Origin of the sequence: Enterobacter sp. 200527-13, from assembly GCF_027924865.1 — a bacterium.
Lineage (GTDB): Bacteria > Pseudomonadota > Gammaproteobacteria > Enterobacterales > Enterobacteriaceae > Enterobacter > Enterobacter ludwigii.
The window spans coordinates 34,592-53,286 of record NZ_BSCM01000006.1 but is presented as its reverse complement, the minus strand read 5'-3'; the positions used below and the strand labels follow the sequence as shown (position 1 = coordinate 53,286).

General features: G+C 46.0%; 14 protein-coding genes. 4 read left to right on the top strand and 10 right to left on the bottom strand.

The window, feature by feature from the left end; genetic code table 11:
* Window positions 1-121: 121 nt before the first annotated feature.
* The 7 genes from QMG44_RS17995 to QMG44_RS17965 all read right to left on the bottom strand — a co-directional run bounded on the left by QMG44_RS17995 (window position 122) and on the right by QMG44_RS17965 (window position 5,118).
* On the bottom strand, window positions 122-484 hold the full coding sequence (locus QMG44_RS17995) for a hypothetical protein (RefSeq protein ID WP_007665145.1): 363 nt from the start codon (window positions 482-484) through the stop codon (window positions 122-124).
* 35 nt (window positions 485-519) lie between these two features.
* On the bottom strand, window positions 520-960 hold the full coding sequence (locus tag QMG44_RS17990; protein ID WP_248201956.1) for a hypothetical protein: 441 nt from the start codon (window positions 958-960) through the stop codon (window positions 520-522).
* A complete protein-coding gene (locus QMG44_RS17985; RefSeq protein ID WP_281853219.1) occupies window positions 957-1,655 on the bottom strand; it encodes a YafY family protein in 699 nt (232 codons plus the stop codon). Before QMG44_RS17985 ends, QMG44_RS17990 begins: the two co-directional genes overlap by 4 nt.
* Before the next feature lie 20 nt (window positions 1,656-1,675).
* Window positions 1,676-2,413 carry a DUF3944 domain-containing protein gene (locus QMG44_RS17980; protein ID WP_265002796.1) on the bottom strand — a complete coding sequence of 246 codons (738 nt, stop codon included), beginning with the start codon at window positions 2,411-2,413 and terminating at the stop codon, window positions 1,676-1,678.
* Between the two features lie 140 nt (window positions 2,414-2,553).
* Complete coding sequence (locus QMG44_RS17975) at window positions 2,554-3,024, bottom strand: hypothetical protein (RefSeq protein ID WP_281853218.1); 471 nt, start codon at window positions 3,022-3,024, stop codon at window positions 2,554-2,556.
* A 334-nt stretch (window positions 3,025-3,358) separates the two neighbouring features.
* Window positions 3,359-4,807: a YfjI family protein gene (locus QMG44_RS17970; RefSeq protein WP_281853217.1), complete on the bottom strand. Its 1,449-nt coding sequence runs from the start codon at window positions 4,805-4,807 to the stop codon at window positions 3,359-3,361.
* Window positions 4,808-4,902: 95 nt separating this feature from the next.
* Complete coding sequence (locus QMG44_RS17965; protein ID WP_007678426.1) at window positions 4,903-5,118, bottom strand: AlpA family phage regulatory protein; 216 nt, start codon at window positions 5,116-5,118, stop codon at window positions 4,903-4,905.
* A gap of 95 nt (window positions 5,119-5,213) precedes the next feature.
* On the opposite strand from QMG44_RS17965, the gene QMG44_RS17960 reads away from it, so the two are divergent.
* On the top strand, window positions 5,214-6,512 hold the full coding sequence (locus tag QMG44_RS17960) for a hypothetical protein (protein WP_265002799.1): 1,299 nt from the start codon (window positions 5,214-5,216) through the stop codon (window positions 6,510-6,512).
* Window positions 6,513-6,823: 311 nt separating this feature from the next.
* On the opposite strand, the gene QMG44_RS17955 is transcribed toward QMG44_RS17960, so the two are convergent.
* Complete coding sequence (locus QMG44_RS17955) at window positions 6,824-7,666, bottom strand: hypothetical protein (protein ID WP_265002800.1); 843 nt, start codon at window positions 7,664-7,666, stop codon at window positions 6,824-6,826.
* 147 nt (window positions 7,667-7,813) lie between these two features.
* Window positions 7,814-10,438: an AAA family ATPase gene (locus QMG44_RS17950; RefSeq protein ID WP_281853216.1), complete on the bottom strand. Its 2,625-nt coding sequence runs from the start codon at window positions 10,436-10,438 to the stop codon at window positions 7,814-7,816.
* 797 nt (window positions 10,439-11,235) lie between these two features.
* Here QMG44_RS17950 and QMG44_RS17945 point away from each other — a divergent pair.
* From QMG44_RS17945 to QMG44_RS17935, 3 genes are read left to right on the top strand one after another with little or no spacing between them, the layout of a single operon-like run.
* Window positions 11,236-13,545, top strand: coding sequence for a TerB N-terminal domain-containing protein (locus tag QMG44_RS17945; RefSeq protein ID WP_265002802.1), 2,310 nt, complete (start codon window positions 11,236-11,238; stop codon window positions 13,543-13,545).
* A 3-nt stretch (window positions 13,546-13,548) separates the two neighbouring features.
* Window positions 13,549-14,865: an ATP-binding protein gene (locus QMG44_RS17940; protein WP_265002803.1), complete on the top strand. Its 1,317-nt coding sequence runs from the start codon at window positions 13,549-13,551 to the stop codon at window positions 14,863-14,865.
* Complete coding sequence (locus QMG44_RS17935) at window positions 14,862-17,060, top strand: DEAD/DEAH box helicase (protein ID WP_281853215.1); 2,199 nt, start codon at window positions 14,862-14,864, stop codon at window positions 17,058-17,060. Before QMG44_RS17940 ends, QMG44_RS17935 begins: the two co-directional genes overlap by 4 nt.
* 192 nt (window positions 17,061-17,252) lie before the next feature.
* Here the strand turns inward: QMG44_RS17935 and QMG44_RS17930 are convergent, their stop codons facing one another.
* A complete protein-coding gene (locus tag QMG44_RS17930) occupies window positions 17,253-18,242 on the bottom strand; it encodes a DUF4365 domain-containing protein (protein WP_088582985.1) in 990 nt (329 codons plus the stop codon).
* Window positions 18,243-18,695: the final 453 nt, after the last annotated feature.

Genomic DNA, 18,695 nt, shown 5'->3' with positions numbered 1-18,695 from the left:
GGGGAGGGGTTTATAATGGCTATTAATACGCAGTATTAATACCTGATTTCTTTGATATTACGACTGATAGCACAACAGGGTCTGACAATCAGTTGTCAGACCAGATATTGTTCAATCGAAACTAGTACTTCATCAGCCAGTCCCCCTGACTGGTGATGACGTTAATCTCCGCCACACTGCATGGGCCTTTAATGTAGACGGCAATCTCTTTCCCGTAAGGCAATGTTGAAGGTACCAGTGATACAGGCTTACTACCTGCGTAGACTGTGGGCATCTTCTGAATAGGGCAGTTACCTCGGTTAATGACAATATCCTTAATGGTGACGTTATCAGTCAGCGACTGAACATGAACACGCTGCTGATGTAGATTCGGGTAATACGGATTTTTAACCTGCTCAAGACCAATCCTGAGCGGGGCCTCTGCGGCGTGCAGTAGAGGTGAAATCATCAGTGCCACGGCGAGGGCACTCATTGTTGTTTTCATTATTTTTTCCTTATTTTTGTTGAAGCAATAAAGGCTCACATGCGTGTCAGACATCCTGACTTATCAAACTCAGGCAGAATCTTTGCGGCATTGCTGAAGGTGAAGGTGGCGGAGGGCAGCCCGGTCGCCGTTATATGGATACGATGGGATTTTCTGGCAGCATCCCAGAAGGCTTCGAAGTTACTGCCACCGGCATCAGAAAACGTGTCGTTAATCAGGAACGTATCGCCACTGTCGACCTGTGCCTGAACGCTGCGCCCATTATCATTGCCGCTGGTGAGCGTTTTGCCATCAGGCGCGGAGTACTGCACGAACGCATTGTCATCCGGTGAACAGGTCAGCAGCAGTTCAGCGCCATCTTTCCCCTGTATGCGGTATTCCGTGACACCCTGAACCCAGGTTCTGGTCCACTGGTTTACAGTTGCATCAGCCTGTGTGGAGGCTAGAAGCATCAGTAAAAGTGTTATTTTTTTCATGGTTTTCCTTCTGTTGCAGTATCAGCCAGTACCTTTCGCAAGTACTGAAAGTGGGGTAAAGAACGAATAAAATGTGGATCGGTGGTCAGCGCATCAATTTGCCGCCTGCGCAGAAATTGCCTTTTCGTCAGACAGACATCTGCGATGCTTTCTAGTCGAAAGACATAAGCCTGCTGCTGGTATTCGCCCAGCAGATACCAGCTGTTTTCGAAATAAATCAGACGATAGGGGGCGAACCAGCGGTACTGTTCTGTATCCACGGTCAAGTCCAGTAAAGTACGGTCGAGGATCGCCTGTGTAATGCGCCAGAAACCACCAAAGGGTGTCGGTTTACGCCCTGGAGGCGAAAGCCAGACGATATAGGGCGACGGGATGCTACTGTCGGTCAGCACCGCTATCAGCTTGTTATCCATTGCCGGAAACAACTGCTCTATGCTGGTGGCACGGGCAAAGTGAAGGATCGCTCTGTTGGTGTGAATGCCGGAAAGCGGCTGGGCCAGTGACCAGTTTCCCTGTCGGTATGTCAGTTCCAGACAACTCAGACGCTCTCGAAAGTCTCGACGAAGGGTGCGTTCAGAGATCTGAAACTCCAGAGACAACGCCTGTACCGATAATTGTTCCCCCATCAGCAGGCGACTGATGATGATCGCCAGCCGTGATGCCATGCGATCGTGTTTTTTTTCTTCCGCAGACATAGTGAAGGATTTCCGTTTGGTTACTGCGAGTGGTGCAGATACTTTTGACGTAGACAGGCGACCAGCAGGCAGGCCGGAACCGTGACACGTCGGGCTGGGCCTGCCATATCAACAACCAGCCAGCCAGTGCTCAGTGCTATACCAACCGGTCCCGCCAGGACGGCGATGGAGCGGCTCAGTGTCAGATAGGCCACCATCGGCAGAGAACGCCCAAGTACCACTCGTGCCAGCGTACTGAGCATCACTACTGATAGGCGATAGGCTGCAAAGCCCGAGGCCCGGACGGCAGTCCGTATGGCCATTAAAATCAGCGGTGCTGTCGGTACGGTCAGCTCAGTGCCCATACTGTCAGCAAACTCCTGCAACTCTTCGACTGACATCTCACTGAGACTTTTTTCAAGTAACGCCAGCAGCAGGGAAAGCTCAATGGCCTCGGTTGTTTCCTCCTTCCGGTATTTCACACTCGTATGCTCACAGACATCGCATAACACCTCCCGGTACAACACGCCTTTTCCACCCCTGAACACACTGGCAATACTGCTGGCACCAAAGGTCTGGATTTCAGCGGCAATCTCCTGCCAGTAATTACGGTGCGCCGGGTAAAAACGTTTGTAGTTGTCGCTGCCGGACAGCGTTTCCGTCCAGCGCAGGGTTTTATCCCGTGGGTCATGGGTAATGAGGCTGACCAGTAAATCCAGGTCCTCATTCTCGCAACCCCCCAGGAATCGCAGGTCAGTATCTTCGCGATAAACGGCCATGTCCCCTCCATTAAGGTCTGTATCGTCAGGACAAAACGATAACAAACCCGACTGCAAGGACGTGGCCGAAGCATCAGAAAAATCAGTGTGTTACTCTAAGAGAGGCGGACAGGTGATGTCCGAAAATGAAATACGGAAGATTATGCTGTGTAGGGTGGACTTGGTGGTGAAAGAAACAGACGAATGGCGAGTTGCCCAATCAGGCGGGTCACCAGCCAGGCAGCACCGCCGTTTATTACCCCGCCCACTAACGGAACCAGCAGACCTTCTTTCGGTAACATGCCTCCGCCTTTCATCAGCAACTCACTGCGCACCGCAGTCAGCAACGCGCCTTCCGCTTCCGGTAGGGTTAATGCCTGGTTCATCAGGCGAGTGAGAATGCCACAGGCAATATCCGCACAGACATCACCGGCAATCGCCCCCCAGCATAGTAACCTTACTCGCGGATCAGCAGTGGAATGCCCGCCAGTAACCGCCACGGCTACACACAGGCGCATCTGAATAAACAGCGAAGAACAGACATCAGCAGTCACTGCCAGCGGCAATAGTGCACCACCAGTAAGGCTACAGACAAAACCCGAGCCACAAGCTTTAAGAGATTCACAGGCCACTAGGGATTCTGCGGCTTTAAATGCGCTCTCAGAAGAAGCCAAGTAGTTCTCTGCCAGCTCGTTTGCTGAGTCAGTAATAGCGGTGCCTTCAACGGCTAGGCCGTACATCTCATCAAACAGTTGACGTAGTATATTGATATCCAGATAACCTCCTTAACGACAACCTCTGTTGGTTGTCGTTAAGGTGATATGTGTCTGTATTTTTCTTATTTGAGTTTTTTTACTATATGTTTGGTAATTAACTGAATATTAGTCTTATCTATAAAATTCCGATAAGGCAGGAGAGAGCGTGATCCTGCCGGGCTTCACTGCAGACGACATCTCACAGCCAACGCTAGCTTCTCCAGACAGAGCTGTTCGGTGAAGCAACCATGAGTGAACCAGCTAGGTTCTCACGGATGAACCAAGTTTTCCCAATCTGAAATAGGATAATCTTTTCCTGTTCGACTAGTACGGAGAGTAACTCATCTACTCTTTCCTTGTTTCTTAGGCGGTTTGGCCCTAATTGTAAAATACGGTTTTTTCTAAACATATACCTATATGACTTACGGCATTCATTTTGTATCCATGCAAAAAGCTCATTTAAATCCCTTTCAAAGGACTGATATTCATCAGGATGAACAAAAAGATCTGTGTATTGGTTACCGTACCAGTTGATGATGGCGATTGCAGCGTCAACAACTTCGGTAGATATATTGTTATCAAAACCACAAAAGTGATGGAGTAACGCGGCAACACGGGCCACGTTTTCCGCAACTTTAGATGCATAATCTCTGACGCTGACCAGATTACCGTCGCTACCTATCCTGCTCTCTATGTCATTATGAAATTCAATCCATAGATTTTCAGCTTCCGGAGAAAATGTCAGACCTTTGCGACTTTGCCCGTTATGGGCAAGACTTTCAGTAGCGATGTCCATCAGGCGGCGATGGAATACTGGCAGATGTTCCCGTGAGATAACCGGTGATTCGATCAGACGGGTGCCCTGTGTAGATGTCGGCAAACAAATCAGGCTGCGGGCAAAGAAACCCACACCCTTAGCCTGTTCTCCCCGCCGTTCCAGATAGGCGGTGAACACCTCCGGTTGAACCATCAGCGACAGCGTCATTCGGGCATCGTGGATGGTGGCCTCGGGCTCATTTTTGCGATCAACGGTAAATTTTCCGCCATCCCACATTTTATTGATAAAAGGTAGATCGTTCAGAGTGTGGCCGTTGAATATCGCTCCTGCCTCGTCTGACATAATACCCACCGATTTCCAGCGCTCTTTACACAGAAATTCTTTAATTGCGGCTGGCGTTGCGTCATTGAATGTCATTTTGTATTTTACAGGGGGCTCCGGGAGCGATTTATGCGCGGCGTTGAGCGCTTTTTTTATCTCCAGTGTGTCTTCTTTATGCCTAACTTGTGCCCTCAGCTCAGTATTCAGGGCTTTGATCTCTGTTTTTACCGCATTTAGTTCTATCAAATAGTCACTATATTTTTCCAAATAATCTTCGTTCAGCTGTTCTTCAAAACGTCTCAATGGTTCCATCAACAGATTATCGACAGTGGTTTTACGCTCGCCAGAGCCTGCCAGCGTCAGCAGAAAAAGAGAGACTGGCCCGCGAATATTTCCTGGACGGATGACATCAATCTGACTTTGGCAAACAAGGGAAATAGCGCCTAAAACGGATGCACCAATCAGAGGTATAGGTGCCTGTGTTATCTGGTGTACTTCATAAATTGTGTTTCTAATAACTGGAGGAAGCTGATCAACAGGAAAATTATCATGCTTTTGCATTGTGTGGTTTCCATAGAGAAGAAAATAAAAGAAAGTTGTCGGTATCAGTTGTGATGCCATTTGGTCACAACTGATACAGGGATATGAATCAGACCTCAAACCTGCGGGCAGCATTCCTCCAGCCATTTATCGATTTCAGATTCCATCCAGCCAACAGAGTGCATACCCAGGCGGCGCTGTTTAGGGAATGTTACGTCATAGCGTGGCGACTTCGGATTTAGCCAGTCATAGATTGTTGAGCGGCTGATTCCAATTTTTTTCACAAGTGCGCTGATGCGCAGAATTTTTACCGATGGGGTAATACAGGTCATTACGTCACCTCATTGTTTTAAATAGTTAATATTTTGTTTTCTTACCTAACACCGGTGTTTTTTGTGTACGGAGGGGATTGTAATGAAGTTCTTTAGTGTCTAAAATTTCAAGTTATGGGCTCCTTTTTTTGACACTAAAAATGCCAGCGACAACACCTATCCAAAAAGCAGCTTTTGATGTGATCGATACCCTTCACTTCACTCAGGTTGTGATGAGTGAGGTATGTAAAGATCCCATTGCAGAGTGGTATCCCCGCATTATCCTCAAAATCAACAATATGCTGCGAGAAGTTGGAATGACGGGAAAACAGGCTGTGATAGCTAAGCACTATCTGCTGGGGGCACTGGAAATTTATCTATCTGTAGATGGCAAACTTTCTTCAGCCATTGCTGAGTATTCTGAACAGTCCGATACAAATACGCTTTTTGAAGAAGGGACTATTTATGACAAGAGTACTCAAACGGCGAGGAATTTTAGTCTTACAATGTTATACGCTGCTGCGGAGAACAATGGTGTGCAGGGTGAGTTCATTGATAGAGCTATTGAAGAGTTGGTAAATGATCAAGATCTAGAATTATCAGCAACACCCTATCTCATTAGATATCGTCTTGTCGAATGCTGCTATGCATTGGAATATACAGAGACCCCTCTTGCGTTTTATCGGGAGCTGGTAAGTCTTGGTATTATCTCATGTGGGAAATATTCTCTAAATATTGACGCATATGCGAAAAAAAATGAGTCAGGGGTGTCGTTGTTGTTTCTCAGAGCATGTTTGCTTTTCGAGTTTAAGATACTTCAACGAGCGGTAGCGGTAATGTTATCGCTAAAAAACAACAATACGATTGCGTTACCATCTCCTGACCCAAGAATGTCTGCCTTGGAGCAAAAGAATATTTCTGATTACTATAAAAGGTTAGTGGATGACTGGTTTATGGGGGAGGGGAGGCAATCTTTTGTGAGTTTTCAATGTAAAGGCGATATTTCGATTAATGATGTAGAGGTTTTTCTTGGGAATATAAATAAATATTATCTTCATAAACGTATGTTTAGCGGAACCCAAGGCAGTTGGCTGGGAACGCTGGGGGCATTTGATATTGCATGCGAACATGATGAAGAACCTGAGATGGCCATTTATTATGAGGAAAATAATAGTCGGACTATTTCAGAAAAAATAAGATTGAAGTATTTGGAGTATGGTTTTAGTGTATCAGCTCGGAGCCTTTATCTCCGATATAAATCTGTAAAAAAAGAACGTTACTCTCAAGTTAAGTATTATTGTTTTCTTTTATTGAATCAGGGGGGTATCACCCCTTGGTTTCTTGATAATAATAATTATTACGATATGGCTTTGAGGTTCTGTAGTACAGGAACTAACGAATGTAATTATCCATAAAGCATAGGTGGCAGGTATAGTATTCATTTGGCGATGTGAAAGATTATTACCTTTAGAGGAAGTTTTTATATTTCAAAAATAAGTGGTGTGTCGCTTAATTAAAAATATTAATCTGTACGAAGAAGAGCTCCGGAATATTGGTTTTTTTTTGCCCACCTTACCAGACTGTTCTTATCTCTTTTGTATAGTTCTGAAAAACAAATTTTTAACAAGCTTACCTTGATAAAATTCCATTTAAAAATCGATCTTATGCCTAATTAGCCCTAAAAATCCTTACTCTTATAACAGTAACTTCAATAGATTAGGAAAAATTATCCCCCCAGTGATTTTGCTGCCTTTTTTATCAAGTTTTCACGACACTTATAGCAAACTAAAAATAAAAGAAAGGATAATGTCGTGCTGACTATTTTACGTAATAATTCATTCGCTTCTAGTTGCTCTTGATAAGAATCTGCAAGTTCATTATATGTTCTCGATAACAGTTGAATCGAAGAAAAATATGACACCATTGCACTATCACAAATCTCTGATGGAGAATGCTGATCTTGAGAAATATTGCGCATTATTACTCGGGTTTGCGCAACCAAAGCAGCAGATACTTTATCGCGAGATGACGGTGCCTCCAGTCCCGAAACTAATGCCATATAATCCTTAGCCGCATTTTGATTACACTTCGCAAGTTTGGGGTAAACCTCGTGTAGATTATCTGCTATGTTGTTAACCAGTTTTCGAGTTTCTTGAGGAAGGTGTACATACCAGCTTCTATATTTTGACTCTTCAAAAGGTTTCAACATACCAATAATAATCGGTCTCTCTGCTACCCAAAAATCCAGATATCGGGATTCAGATATGTTTAATTTTAATGCAATTCTAGCTACTTCTATAGACGCATGCTCTTTGGATAGCATTTCATTCTTCATTTCATGTTGCTGATTATGATACTCGTTGCGCAGGTTCGTGAATAATTGCAGGTGTTCGATGACGATATTTTCATAATATCCTGGCGGAGTTTCAGGGATTTTCTTTAAACTCAGCCACCCCAAATTAAGCAGTCCAATGCTTATCATGAGTAGTATTGCAGCTATTTCATATCTGTTTCTTTTTATTTGGTAAAAAAATATCATTGATACAATGCCATTGCTGATGTTATTCATAAGTAAGTTGCTCGCTAGCTTCCAGTTGAACCGTGGGGCTAACCCGATTCAACTCATCGAGAAAGCCAGCAAGCATCTGAACGGCTAAAGCTACGTTTAGGGAGGCTGATTGCGACACCACCCGGCACCAGTTTCACTGTGTATCACTTACTGATTTCTCATGGCGCTAAGGGCTGCATCAAGCGACACAATCGACTCCACTATTGTTCTTACTGTGGAGCGGTCGAATTCGTGGTCTCGCTGTGAATCGTGCACGCCGCTGTTCAGATATCCCCATTCAATGCTGGAGCCGTTAACTCCGAGTAATCTTTCTAATGCAGCAACTGCAGCCGGGGCCCCGGGATGCTGCCCTGCAATGCGATTGACGGCCGATTTCAATTTAGAGCATTTATTATTCAATTCCCAAGGCGAACGTGGTCCACTGAGTTTAATATCAATGCGTCCGTCACCGCGTCTGCCCATCCAAGACCAAAGGCTGTCTGTAAGGCTTTCCAGGGCGGGACGTGACTGACGAAGAGCTTCACGCTTTTCATCCCCATCTAGAGCCTGCTGCGCAAGCAGAACGTAATTCTTACTCGGTGGATTGCTGTCTACTCGCAGTTCGTGTTCACCATCGTGTGGTAGGAATTTGTAGCGCTTAATGGCTCCTGCCCTTGCTGCACCTAACTCCTGTTGAATTCGGATGAGGAATTCTTCGGCATGGGAAGTCAAGATGACCTGTTTGTCGTCCAGTAGCCCATCTTCAAAGAAGGTACGCCATATACCGTCTCGATGCTCATCATCAATCGCATTAACCACATCATCAAAGATAACCACCGGGCATCCTTGGACAATATTTTTGGCCAACAGAATTGCGAGGCCAAGACATTTGATGTGTCCCTCACTGAAAATGATTAGCGCATCGTAACGAATGCCTGGTTCACCGGCGAATTCGACTTCAATTTTGCCATTTTCAGCAACTGGCAGATGAAGTGCATGCAGCAGATCGCTAGGTGCATCGCTTCGGTTAAAAGCGTTATACAGATCCCGAGCCTGTTCACCCAATCCCTGAAGCAATATGCCAGGTAGTGCGGCCATGTATCTTTGGATTTCCGGTAGGAATCCGTCGTAAGCTACCTTAATTCGTTGATTTAACTTTATGACAGTTTCTTCTTCAGCAATGGCTTGGAGCAGATCTCGATTATTGTCATTGAACTGGGTCAGATTAGATTGAGCTGCAGCTAGTTCAAAGTTGGCGGCTGTGCGCTGCGTACGTAGTCTTTCAATTTCGAACCGATACTGAATCAGACGGTCCCGCTCCTCGGTCAACGCACCACGTTGATTATGTACTGCGAGGGACTGTTTATCGATATGCTCAATCTCTTTGGCAATGCACAGGAGTGTGTTCCAGGGCTGTTTCTCTCCTTCAACCCAGCACTCAAGCCACGCTCCAACTGATGTCTGGGGTAATTCCGGCAGTACTGCAGCATGAAGGGTTTCCGGGCATGCGGCGATTGCTGCCGTTACGGTGCGACGTATTTCCTCCAACAGTAGCTGGAGAGACTCGTTCAGCTCTGTTCGTAATGTTTGCTCCCGCAACTGAATCTGTGCCAACTGCGCCAGGGCTTCAAGTCCCGTACGCGCTCGTATAAAAGGATCCTCTGCTACGGTATCAAGATTTGTACCACAAGCAGGGCAGGTGGTTGCTCCGACAGCTAAGGCCTGCACTGCTTCATACAGTTTTGCATACGATACCTCGGTCGCTCGTGATGCAAGTTCCCTTGAGGTCTCTTGCCAACTCCCATGTAGACGGTATGCTTCAGCGAGAAGCGCTTCCAGTCGGGATTGCGTAATCCCATAAACCAGTGGTGGGACAGCATCAAGTTGAGATTGAATATATGGCAGACGTCCCTGCTGAAGTTGTGTACCTTCCAGCCATTCAACGCATGCCTGATAGGTCGCTTCGGGGGATATGCGCTGCGCAAGCGCATTTTCCTGCAATTCAATCAAAGCTATTTTCTGCGGATGTGCTGCAATTACCTGCTCTGAAGCTGCTACCTGCTTTCTCCGTTCGACCAACTGAGCTGCCATTGGTCCGGAAAGCATCAGATCTTGATCGAGTGATGGGTTAAACCCACGGACAAATTCACTGAACTGATCTACACCAAACAACGTTGCGATTAGCTGTCGCTGATCGCTGGGGGTTCTTGCAGCAATACGGGCAAAGTCATCAAGCCGGTTCTTCTCAATGAAACAAAAACGATACTCTGATTCATCAGGCTGGACGGGCCGTAAGTTCTGAGCCTCACCGGCAAGAAGCACTGGCGCATCGTGGTGCTTGAGACGAGCGTTATTGCAATAAAGCCTTTGCTCCACCCGCTTTAACTGCGCTTCACTGATAGTGCCCAGCATTGACACTTCGAGAGCCTCAAAGAAGCTGCTTTTACCTGTACCGTTTGCACCGTAAATGAGAGTGATATCGTGGGAGAGGTCAAATATCTCCTGCCGCATGAATCCACGGAATGGACCAACCTCAAGCTGATGCAATCTGCCCAGAGCTGAACCTGCTTCAGGGGTGTCAGAATTGCCTTCGTAAGCGATGGGCTGATTAATTAGATGTCTTAGGGCTAGGGGGGCAAGACGAACTGAACGCGCCCGGCGAGTCGAGCCGACTTCAGCGAGAGGTTGGATATGATCGAAGATCAGATACGCAAGTCGCCGAACATCATCAGGAACGTCCTGCTGCGTTAAACAATCGAGAAAGCGTTGGTACTCCGAAACAATGCTTGCCATGTATTCTCCTTTACACAGTCGGACGCTGTAGCGCATCCCTGCCTTGGTCATTGTCGTTTGGCGTTAATTTGCTTGGCACAACGGGTCTCAAAGGTTTTCGACATTCAACGCAGTTTGTCCCTGTGAGAGTGACGCGGAAACATCAGATTCATCTTATCTAAACATTATCGGCATTGTTCATCAGAACCTTATGATCTCCTAAGGGGCCCCAGAAAACTGGGACGTCAACCCAATTGTGCTTGCTAACCGGCAAAATTAGCAACAAGCTACGTTGAATTGTGAGAGGAGGCGTTTTGGGGCTGATGGCTTGGGTCTGAAGGGAAACAAGTAAAACCACGCTGAATCATTTTTTAAATTCCCAGGTTCATTATCTGAATGAAAATGAAAGGGTGGCAAGAAATGTCAACTACTTGCGAAAAGTCATTATTCGAGATGATATAGCCCTTAAAGCCTTCCCGATTGAACAGATTTTCGACACCTTCAGTGAATCGGCAAATTTCATTATGCAGCAGTCAGGTCTTCATGCCCACTATAGTTGCTCGTATGATAGCGTAACAGCAGTGCAACATTCTTCTGAGGAGGATGACCAAACAGGCATTCGTACATCTTAAAAATTCATTGATGGTAAAACACACCTACCTTATTATTTTTGTTATTTGAATCAATAACTTATTTTTTTATGCGATTTAGTTTTAACCTTCGCAATTTAGAAGTATTATTTTGAGATTATTCCACTTGCCTTACTCTCCCTCGCCATTTTTGGTGTCTATGAGAAGTCATTTTTAAGGTTTATGCTCATGGAGTTATGGATATTTTTAGCGGCGATTTATGTTGTTTATTTGTTGTTTTTCAAAAAGAAAAAGCATAAATCTACCCAGTCTCCTGTTTCCAAAACTGTCAACGCGCCACCTAAAGAATGGATTGCTGACATCGAGAAAAAGGAGGCGGTCATGCGAAAAGATGAAAGTGAAGATGACAACCTAGCAACCTTTACACTGAGCAGTGGCCGGGGTGTAGAATTCCGAGTAACCACCAATCATCATCAGAAAAAATCAAAATCAGATGGTGTATTAGCTCGATGGGTCCTTCCGGGTGAAATGATAACTGTAGCTGGTGTGACAATCACTGGTGGTCACATTTACGTGGGGCAACGTATGAAGCCCTCCGGTCAGGAATCAGGCGGCTATTATGACGATGGAAGTGAGGCATCATTAATTGATGACACATGTAAGATAAAACCTACTTCTTATCTTTACGAGGACAGTTCATTAGGATACTGGCCCAGTTTTTCCTCTCTTTCCCCAGAAGCACGCGGTGCGTATGTCAGTTGGCTCGCCAGCGATAGGTCTGATCCATCGTGTCCTATCGGCTATGTTTTTATCTACCTCTACGGACTGGAAAGAAAAGCGCTCGTAGATTCCACTGACCCAAAACTCCCTGATGCTGAGTTCCGTAATCTGTTCAATGAAGTCGCTCGGTTAAGATCGGTATTCATTGAGAACCGCTCATTCCGTGGATATTCGGCCCAATTACTCGAAGCCATGTCTATTCTGCGCCCGAACATGGGCTTAGCCACTGAGCTCGATAGCAATTCAGGTTTCAGCAACAGCATGCAATTTAAGCTGGCTCTGGCAAAAACTGTACATGAAGGAGTTCCTGTATCAGCTGAACTGGCGTTGAATTGGGTAATAAACCACACCGAGTATTCGCTGCGTACCCCGGCTCGCCGCTGTGCTAAAGAGTTTGCTGCGCTTTTCAAACGGCGTTACACCCTCAAATATGGTGAAGGGATGGTCGTTAAGGCGAATAAAACGCGCCTAAGGTTAGATTACACACCAGCAAGTCCTAGTTTGCGAGGTGTTCGACTTCCTGTTCCCGACCTGCCTGATCCAAGTGCGTTGAAGAGCCCTGTCCAGAAAATTATGGCTCTTGCCGACATATGTACGGATGAACTTGATGCTTATAGTCGCTACCTTGGTAGGAAAGGTACGTCAGTCAATGATACGGCTGCAATTATGTTGCTCCCTTCAGAGATCGTTAATGAAAGCGCAGAAAAAATATTAAGCTCATTCAAACGCTGGGCTGATGAGGCGATCCTCGTCAAGGAGGGGTTAGTCTCAGTTGCTGACTTTTGGGCACATATGAATGCCAGTTGCCCCAATAAGATCAATAAAAAAGAGGCCGATTTGATGCAGGCCTTTGCTCTGAAGATGGGTTACGGTCTGGCACCTGACCCGTATTATCACCATGTGAAGGCGGATGTTGATGGGACACTTGTTCTATTCCCTGCCGCCGAAGGTGGACGCTTCTCACCTTCTCCTGAATTTATCTCAGCAGTAATGACGCTCAGATTAGGGGCGATGGTCGCCTTGATTGACGATTTTCTTGATCAAGCTGAACAGAAAGTGCTTGAGAATGCCATCAACAACAATACTGGCTTCACCGATGATGAAAAATGCTCTCTACATGCGTATTTAACGTGGCAACTTCATACCCCAGCCAATATGACAGGAATGAAAAGCAGGATTGAGTTGATGGGGGCCGCGGAAAAAGCTGCTGTGGGCAAAGTTATCGTTAGTGTTGCCTGTTCGGATGGGACAATAGCGCCTGCCGAAATCAAACAGCTTGAGAAGATTTATTCAAGTTTGGGGCTGGATCCCTCATCTGTCTCGAGCAATATCCATCAGCATTCCGCAACTGAACATGATCTCGTCTCGTCTGTACCAACTGATCAGCCAGCAGTAGGGTTCACACTGGATGCTAATGTACTTGCCCGCCACGAATCTGCCACGGATGATGTTCGTAAATTGCTGAACACAATTTTCACCGAAGAAGAACCGGAAGAGCCAGAAAGCGCTCCAGCCTCATTAACGGAGGCGGGGGGGCTAGACTCCGCACATAGCCAGCTTTATCACAGTTTGCTGGAGAAAGAACAGTGGTCCCGGAAAGAGGCGACAGAATTGTGCGGAAATTTGAATTTGATGCTCGGCGGTGCGCTTGAGGTGATTAATGACTGGTCCTATGCGGTGGTTGATGCTCCGGTACTGGACGATGCCGATGATGATATCTGGGTTGACCTGGAAATTGCCAAAGAATTAGAGGGATAGTGAATGTCTGTAACACGTATAAGAGTGAAAGAACGTGACGCTATTATTCAGTCACTTAAGTCAGGTGTAACGCCAAGGATAGGCATTCAGCATATCCAGGTTGGCCGCGTGAATGAGATCACCGCTCTCCATCAAGATATTGAGAGGATTGCTGACGGTGGTTCAAGCTTCAGACTTATCATCGGTGAATATGGTTCTGGTAAAACGTTCTTTCTGAGTGTTGTGCGCTCTATTGCGCTAGAGAAGAAGCTGGTGTCTGTCAGTGCAGACCTTTCTCCTGACAGACGCATTCACTCATCGGGAGGTCAGGCTCGTAATCTCTATTCTGAGCTTATGAAAAACATGTCCACCAGAAACAAGCCGGATGGTAATGCGTTACTTAGCGTTGTTGAAAGATTCGTTACGGAGGCAAGAAAGGAAGCGGACACGGACGGCTCCGAGGTTTCATCAGTTATTCATAAACGCCTGGCAGCTCTGTCAGATATGGTGGGTGGATATGACTTTGCGAAGGTCATTGATGCATTCTGGCGCGGGCATGAGCAGGATAACGAAACGCTAAAATTCAATGCTATTCGCTGGTTGCGGGGAGAGTACACCACCAAAACTGATGCCCGTAACGATCTAGACGTTCGGACTATTATCTCAGACGCTTCATTCTATGATTCTTTGAAGCTGATGAGCCTTTTTGTCCGCCAGGCAGGCTATGCCGGTCTTTTGGTCAGCCTCGACGAAATGGTGAACCTCTTTAAGCTGAATAATACGCAAGCAAGAACAGCGAACTACGAACAGATTTTGCGGATCCTGAATGACTGCCTGCAAGGCTCAGCCGAGAACATTGGTTTTATCCTCGGGGGTACGCCAGAGTTTCTTTTCGATCCGCGTAAAGGTCTTTACAGCTATGAGGCGCTCCAGTCGCGTCTGGCGGAAAACCGGTTCGCGCAAAAAGCAGGAGTGATTGACTACTCATCCCCCACTTTGCATCTTGCCAGCCTCACCCCTGAGGAACTGTATATTTTGCTGAGAAATCTTCGTCATGTTTATGCAGGTGGAGATCCAGAGAATTATCTGGTACCAGATGAGGCACTGACTGGATTCCTGCATCACTGTAGTAAAACCATTGGAGACGCTTACTTCCGTACCCCCCGTAATACCATAAAAGGTTTCCTGGACATGCTGGCCGTGCTGGAACAAAACAGAACGATGAACTGGCAAGCACTAATCGAGGGTGTGGCGATTGAAGAGGACAGGCCCAGCGATATGGATGACGCCACTAAGGAGGAAAGCGATGACGACGACGGACTGGCGAACTTCAAACTATGAGCAGTGCCTACGATAGCCTCGATCCCCGCGTCCGTAAGTGGGTTTACAAGCAGGGGTGGTCTACATTAAGGCCCTTGCAGGAGAGTTCTATCCCGGTAATTTTAGCCCGTGATCGAGACGTGCTAATCAGTGCAGGTACAGCAGCGGGTAAAACAGAGGCTTTCTTTCTTCCTGCCTGTTCGGCAGTTGCAGATCTCACGAATGGATTTGGCATCGTCTATATCAGTCCGTTGAAGGCATTGATTAACGATCAGTACCGTCGTCTTGGGAGCCTTGGAGATGCATTGGAAATGCCAGTGACTCCCTGGCATGGGGATATACCACAAAGTAAAAAGAAGAAGGCTCGGACGAACCCTGCTGGTATTTTACTGATTACACCTGAGTCACTTGAGTCATTGCTCATAAATTCAATGGGCTGGCTCAAACAGGCGTTTTCTTCAGTCGCATACATCGTTATTGATGAGTTTCATGCTTTTATTGGCTCAGAGCGTGGTGTACAGCTGCTTTCTCTGCTCAATAGAATTGACCATGTGCTAGGACGCCAGGTAAATCCAATTCCCCGCGTAGCGTTGAGTGCCACGCTGGGGGAACTGGAGAAAGTGCCCGAAATGTTGCGCCCGGACAAACGACTCCCCTGCGTAACTGTTACAGATAGTAATAGCACGACCACTCTTCAGGTACAGGTCAAAGGGTACCTGGAGCGAGTGATCCAAAAAGAGGAAGAACTTCAGAGTTCAGCTGAACATGACGTTTGCGCTGACATTTTTAGACTTTGCCGTGGCGATTCTCATTTGGTCTTTGCAAACAGCCGAAAGCGCACTGAAAGCATTGCGGCAACGCTGAGCGACATGTGTGAGGAACAAATTGTTCCGAATGAATTTTTCCCCCACCATGGTTCCCTTGCCAAGGAATTACGTGAGGCGCTTGAATCTCGTCTTCAGAAAGGAAATTTGCCCACAACAGCTGTTTGTACAATGACGCTTGAGTTGGGAATTGATATCGGTAAGGTTAAGTCGGTTATCCAAGTTACGCCTCCGCATTCTGTTTCCAGTTTGCGCCAGCGTATGGGGCGTTCTGGGCGACGCGATTCCCCATCAGTACTCAGAATGCTAATTACAGAAAATGAGCTTACTGTTAATAGCAGCATTGTTGACCACCTACGGCTGCAACTGGTCCAGTCGATGGCAATGATCAGATTGATGATCTCTAAACAATGGTTTGAACCAGCTGATGTTCAACAGATGCATTACTCCACGCTGCTACACCAGATCCTTGCGATTATCGCACAATGGGGCGGAGTTCGTGCCGATCAGCTCTGGGCACAACTATGCCAGACAGGGCCATTTAGAAATGTAGATTTGAACGATTTTAAAAGTCTGCTTAAACATATGGGAACATGTGGCCTGCTCACTCAACTTGCTAGCGGCGAAATGGTTGTTGGGGCAGAAGGGGAGAAACTGACTAACCATTACACTTTTTATGCTGTGTTCAATACACCAGAAGAGTTCCGCATTGTCACTGGAAACAGAACCCTTGGAACAGTGCCTGTAGATTCCCCACTGCTACCAGACCAACACATCATCTTCGGTGGGCGGCGCTGGAAAGTGACAGAGATTGAGACAGAGAAAAAAGTTATCTACGTAGAGGCGACCAAAGGCGGTCAGCCACCACAATTTAGTGGTGGAGGAATGTCTGTTCATGATGCCGTTCGTCAGGAAATGCTCGCTATCTATAGGGAAGGTGATTACCGCATAGCAATAGGTAGCAAGAAAGTAGATTATGCCGATACTGCCGCCAAAAACCTATTTGCGGAAGGCTGTAGTAACTTTCAGCGTTTTAAACTTCAAAATGAGTGTTTTATTACGAGTGGACAACACTGTTACGTAATACCCTGGATGGGGGATAAAGTTGTCAATACGATTACAGCCTTGCTCATACGCTGTGGTTTTAAAGCTAATTCATTGGCTGGCGTTATAGAGATCGACGATTCAAGTGTAGCTGGCGTACAACACGCGCTTAAAGAAATGCTGTTGTCAGGCTTACCATCTGCATTTGATCTTGCCAAAGATGTACCAGAAAAGTACTTGGATAAATATGACGAGTATTTACCTGAATCCCTGCTTGCGAAAGGATTTGGGGAAAAAGCGTATGACATTGAAGGCGCGTGTACTTGGCTGAAAGAACATCTTCAGTAAACTGTTTACGTAATAAGGGGGAGATGTTCCCCCTAAGATTGAGGCCGATTGATGATATCAATGTTTGCTCTTGGCTCGGATCTTCGAAAAATCAAGATCATAAGGTCTGCCTTGAGCGAAGAACGAACCTAACGCTCGCATTTGCGGCTGGGTTGGCGCGCGGCAGAAAGCCAGTCCGATAACACACGCTTGTCAGGTACTTTTTAGATATTCCTGTTGAATTAGATTAGTAAGTTCGACTCTCTGTATCTCATTTGGGGTAAATTGCAACCGCACAAAACCCGCTTGTGCAGCGCGTAAAGTCCCAGTATCTTTTATTTTTCCATCCGACTTTAATCTACATTCTATTTCATGGATGAGTCGTACTAATTTTTTACCTCTTGAGGTCAGTGGTGCCATAAAAGATGGTTGTCTATCATGTTCATATCTGTCTATCATACAGTCAGAGAAATCAACATCAGCTATATGCTGGTGTACAATGAATTTTATATACTCAAACAGAAAATTATCCTCTGAGGCCCCCACTCCGACACCAAAAGGAGAATTTTGATTACACAATTCAATCTCTGCCACGGTTAGTGGAACATCCATGCCAAAATATAAAGATCGGCAGACATTAGTTAGGCCTGTGCAGAAAAGATTGAAATATGAGACAGGAAATGAAGCATTGTTACTCTCAGTTTTAATCAAATAGTCAAGAACATCTTCGACCGACATAATGTCTTGATCTCCGACCGCAAACCCTTCAAAGAGGGTTTTAGCACTGGAAGATTGCAAGATATTTGATTTAGGTATAGTAATACCCTTTGCATCAGTTGGTTTGGCAGCTCTTAATGCGCGGCGAACATCTTGCCAATAACTTAAATTTGTATCAGGGTTGTGAATAATTATCAGTACAGGTAGCGGAAATCTTTCCCAGTAAAAACGGTGTTTCTCTTCTGGATAGAAGACCCAATCTCCGTAGCTTTCCTTAAAAAAGGATGGCCCTGACTTTATCTGAACAGCTATCATCCTTCCTGTAGCAAAGCCCTCGGGATTAACATACTCAATCTGGCCATCAACTCCAACGTCAGCCATTGGAGTTTCACGCCAAATCTGGCCAATTTTTGCTATGGCTTCAGCAACAGCATTTACACCCAATCTTTCTTGAGAATTAGTCTGGTTATATTTAGGGAAGCTCATATTTTCCTCGATTTTCTAATGCTGGCCACAGTTGCAGCAGAAACTAGCCCGGAATTGCGCTATTGATTTGAGTGACAGATTTTGCGGTCCATTACTGGCTCTTAATAGGTTTTACTCAAATTGAGAAAATAATCTGACAAAGTCCATACTTCCTATTCGCAAATTGTTCATATATTAACTCATTAATACTGCATTGAGCAAGTTTTGTCCGCTTCTGGCACGGGACGGACCTAACCATTGACGAGCGTTTACCAGCAAGCTATGGGCGAAATTATGCAAACCTGGCATGCCACTCCCTATACCCCAAAAACGACCACAGGATTTTTATAGCAGTTCGAAGTCTTATAATAAAAAACGGGAAACTCTCGTTCCTGTTCTCACACAATCCAGAATGTGGATTACATATTTTCGATGGTCGCGCCTTCCATACCTTTAATGATCATGCCAGCCGTT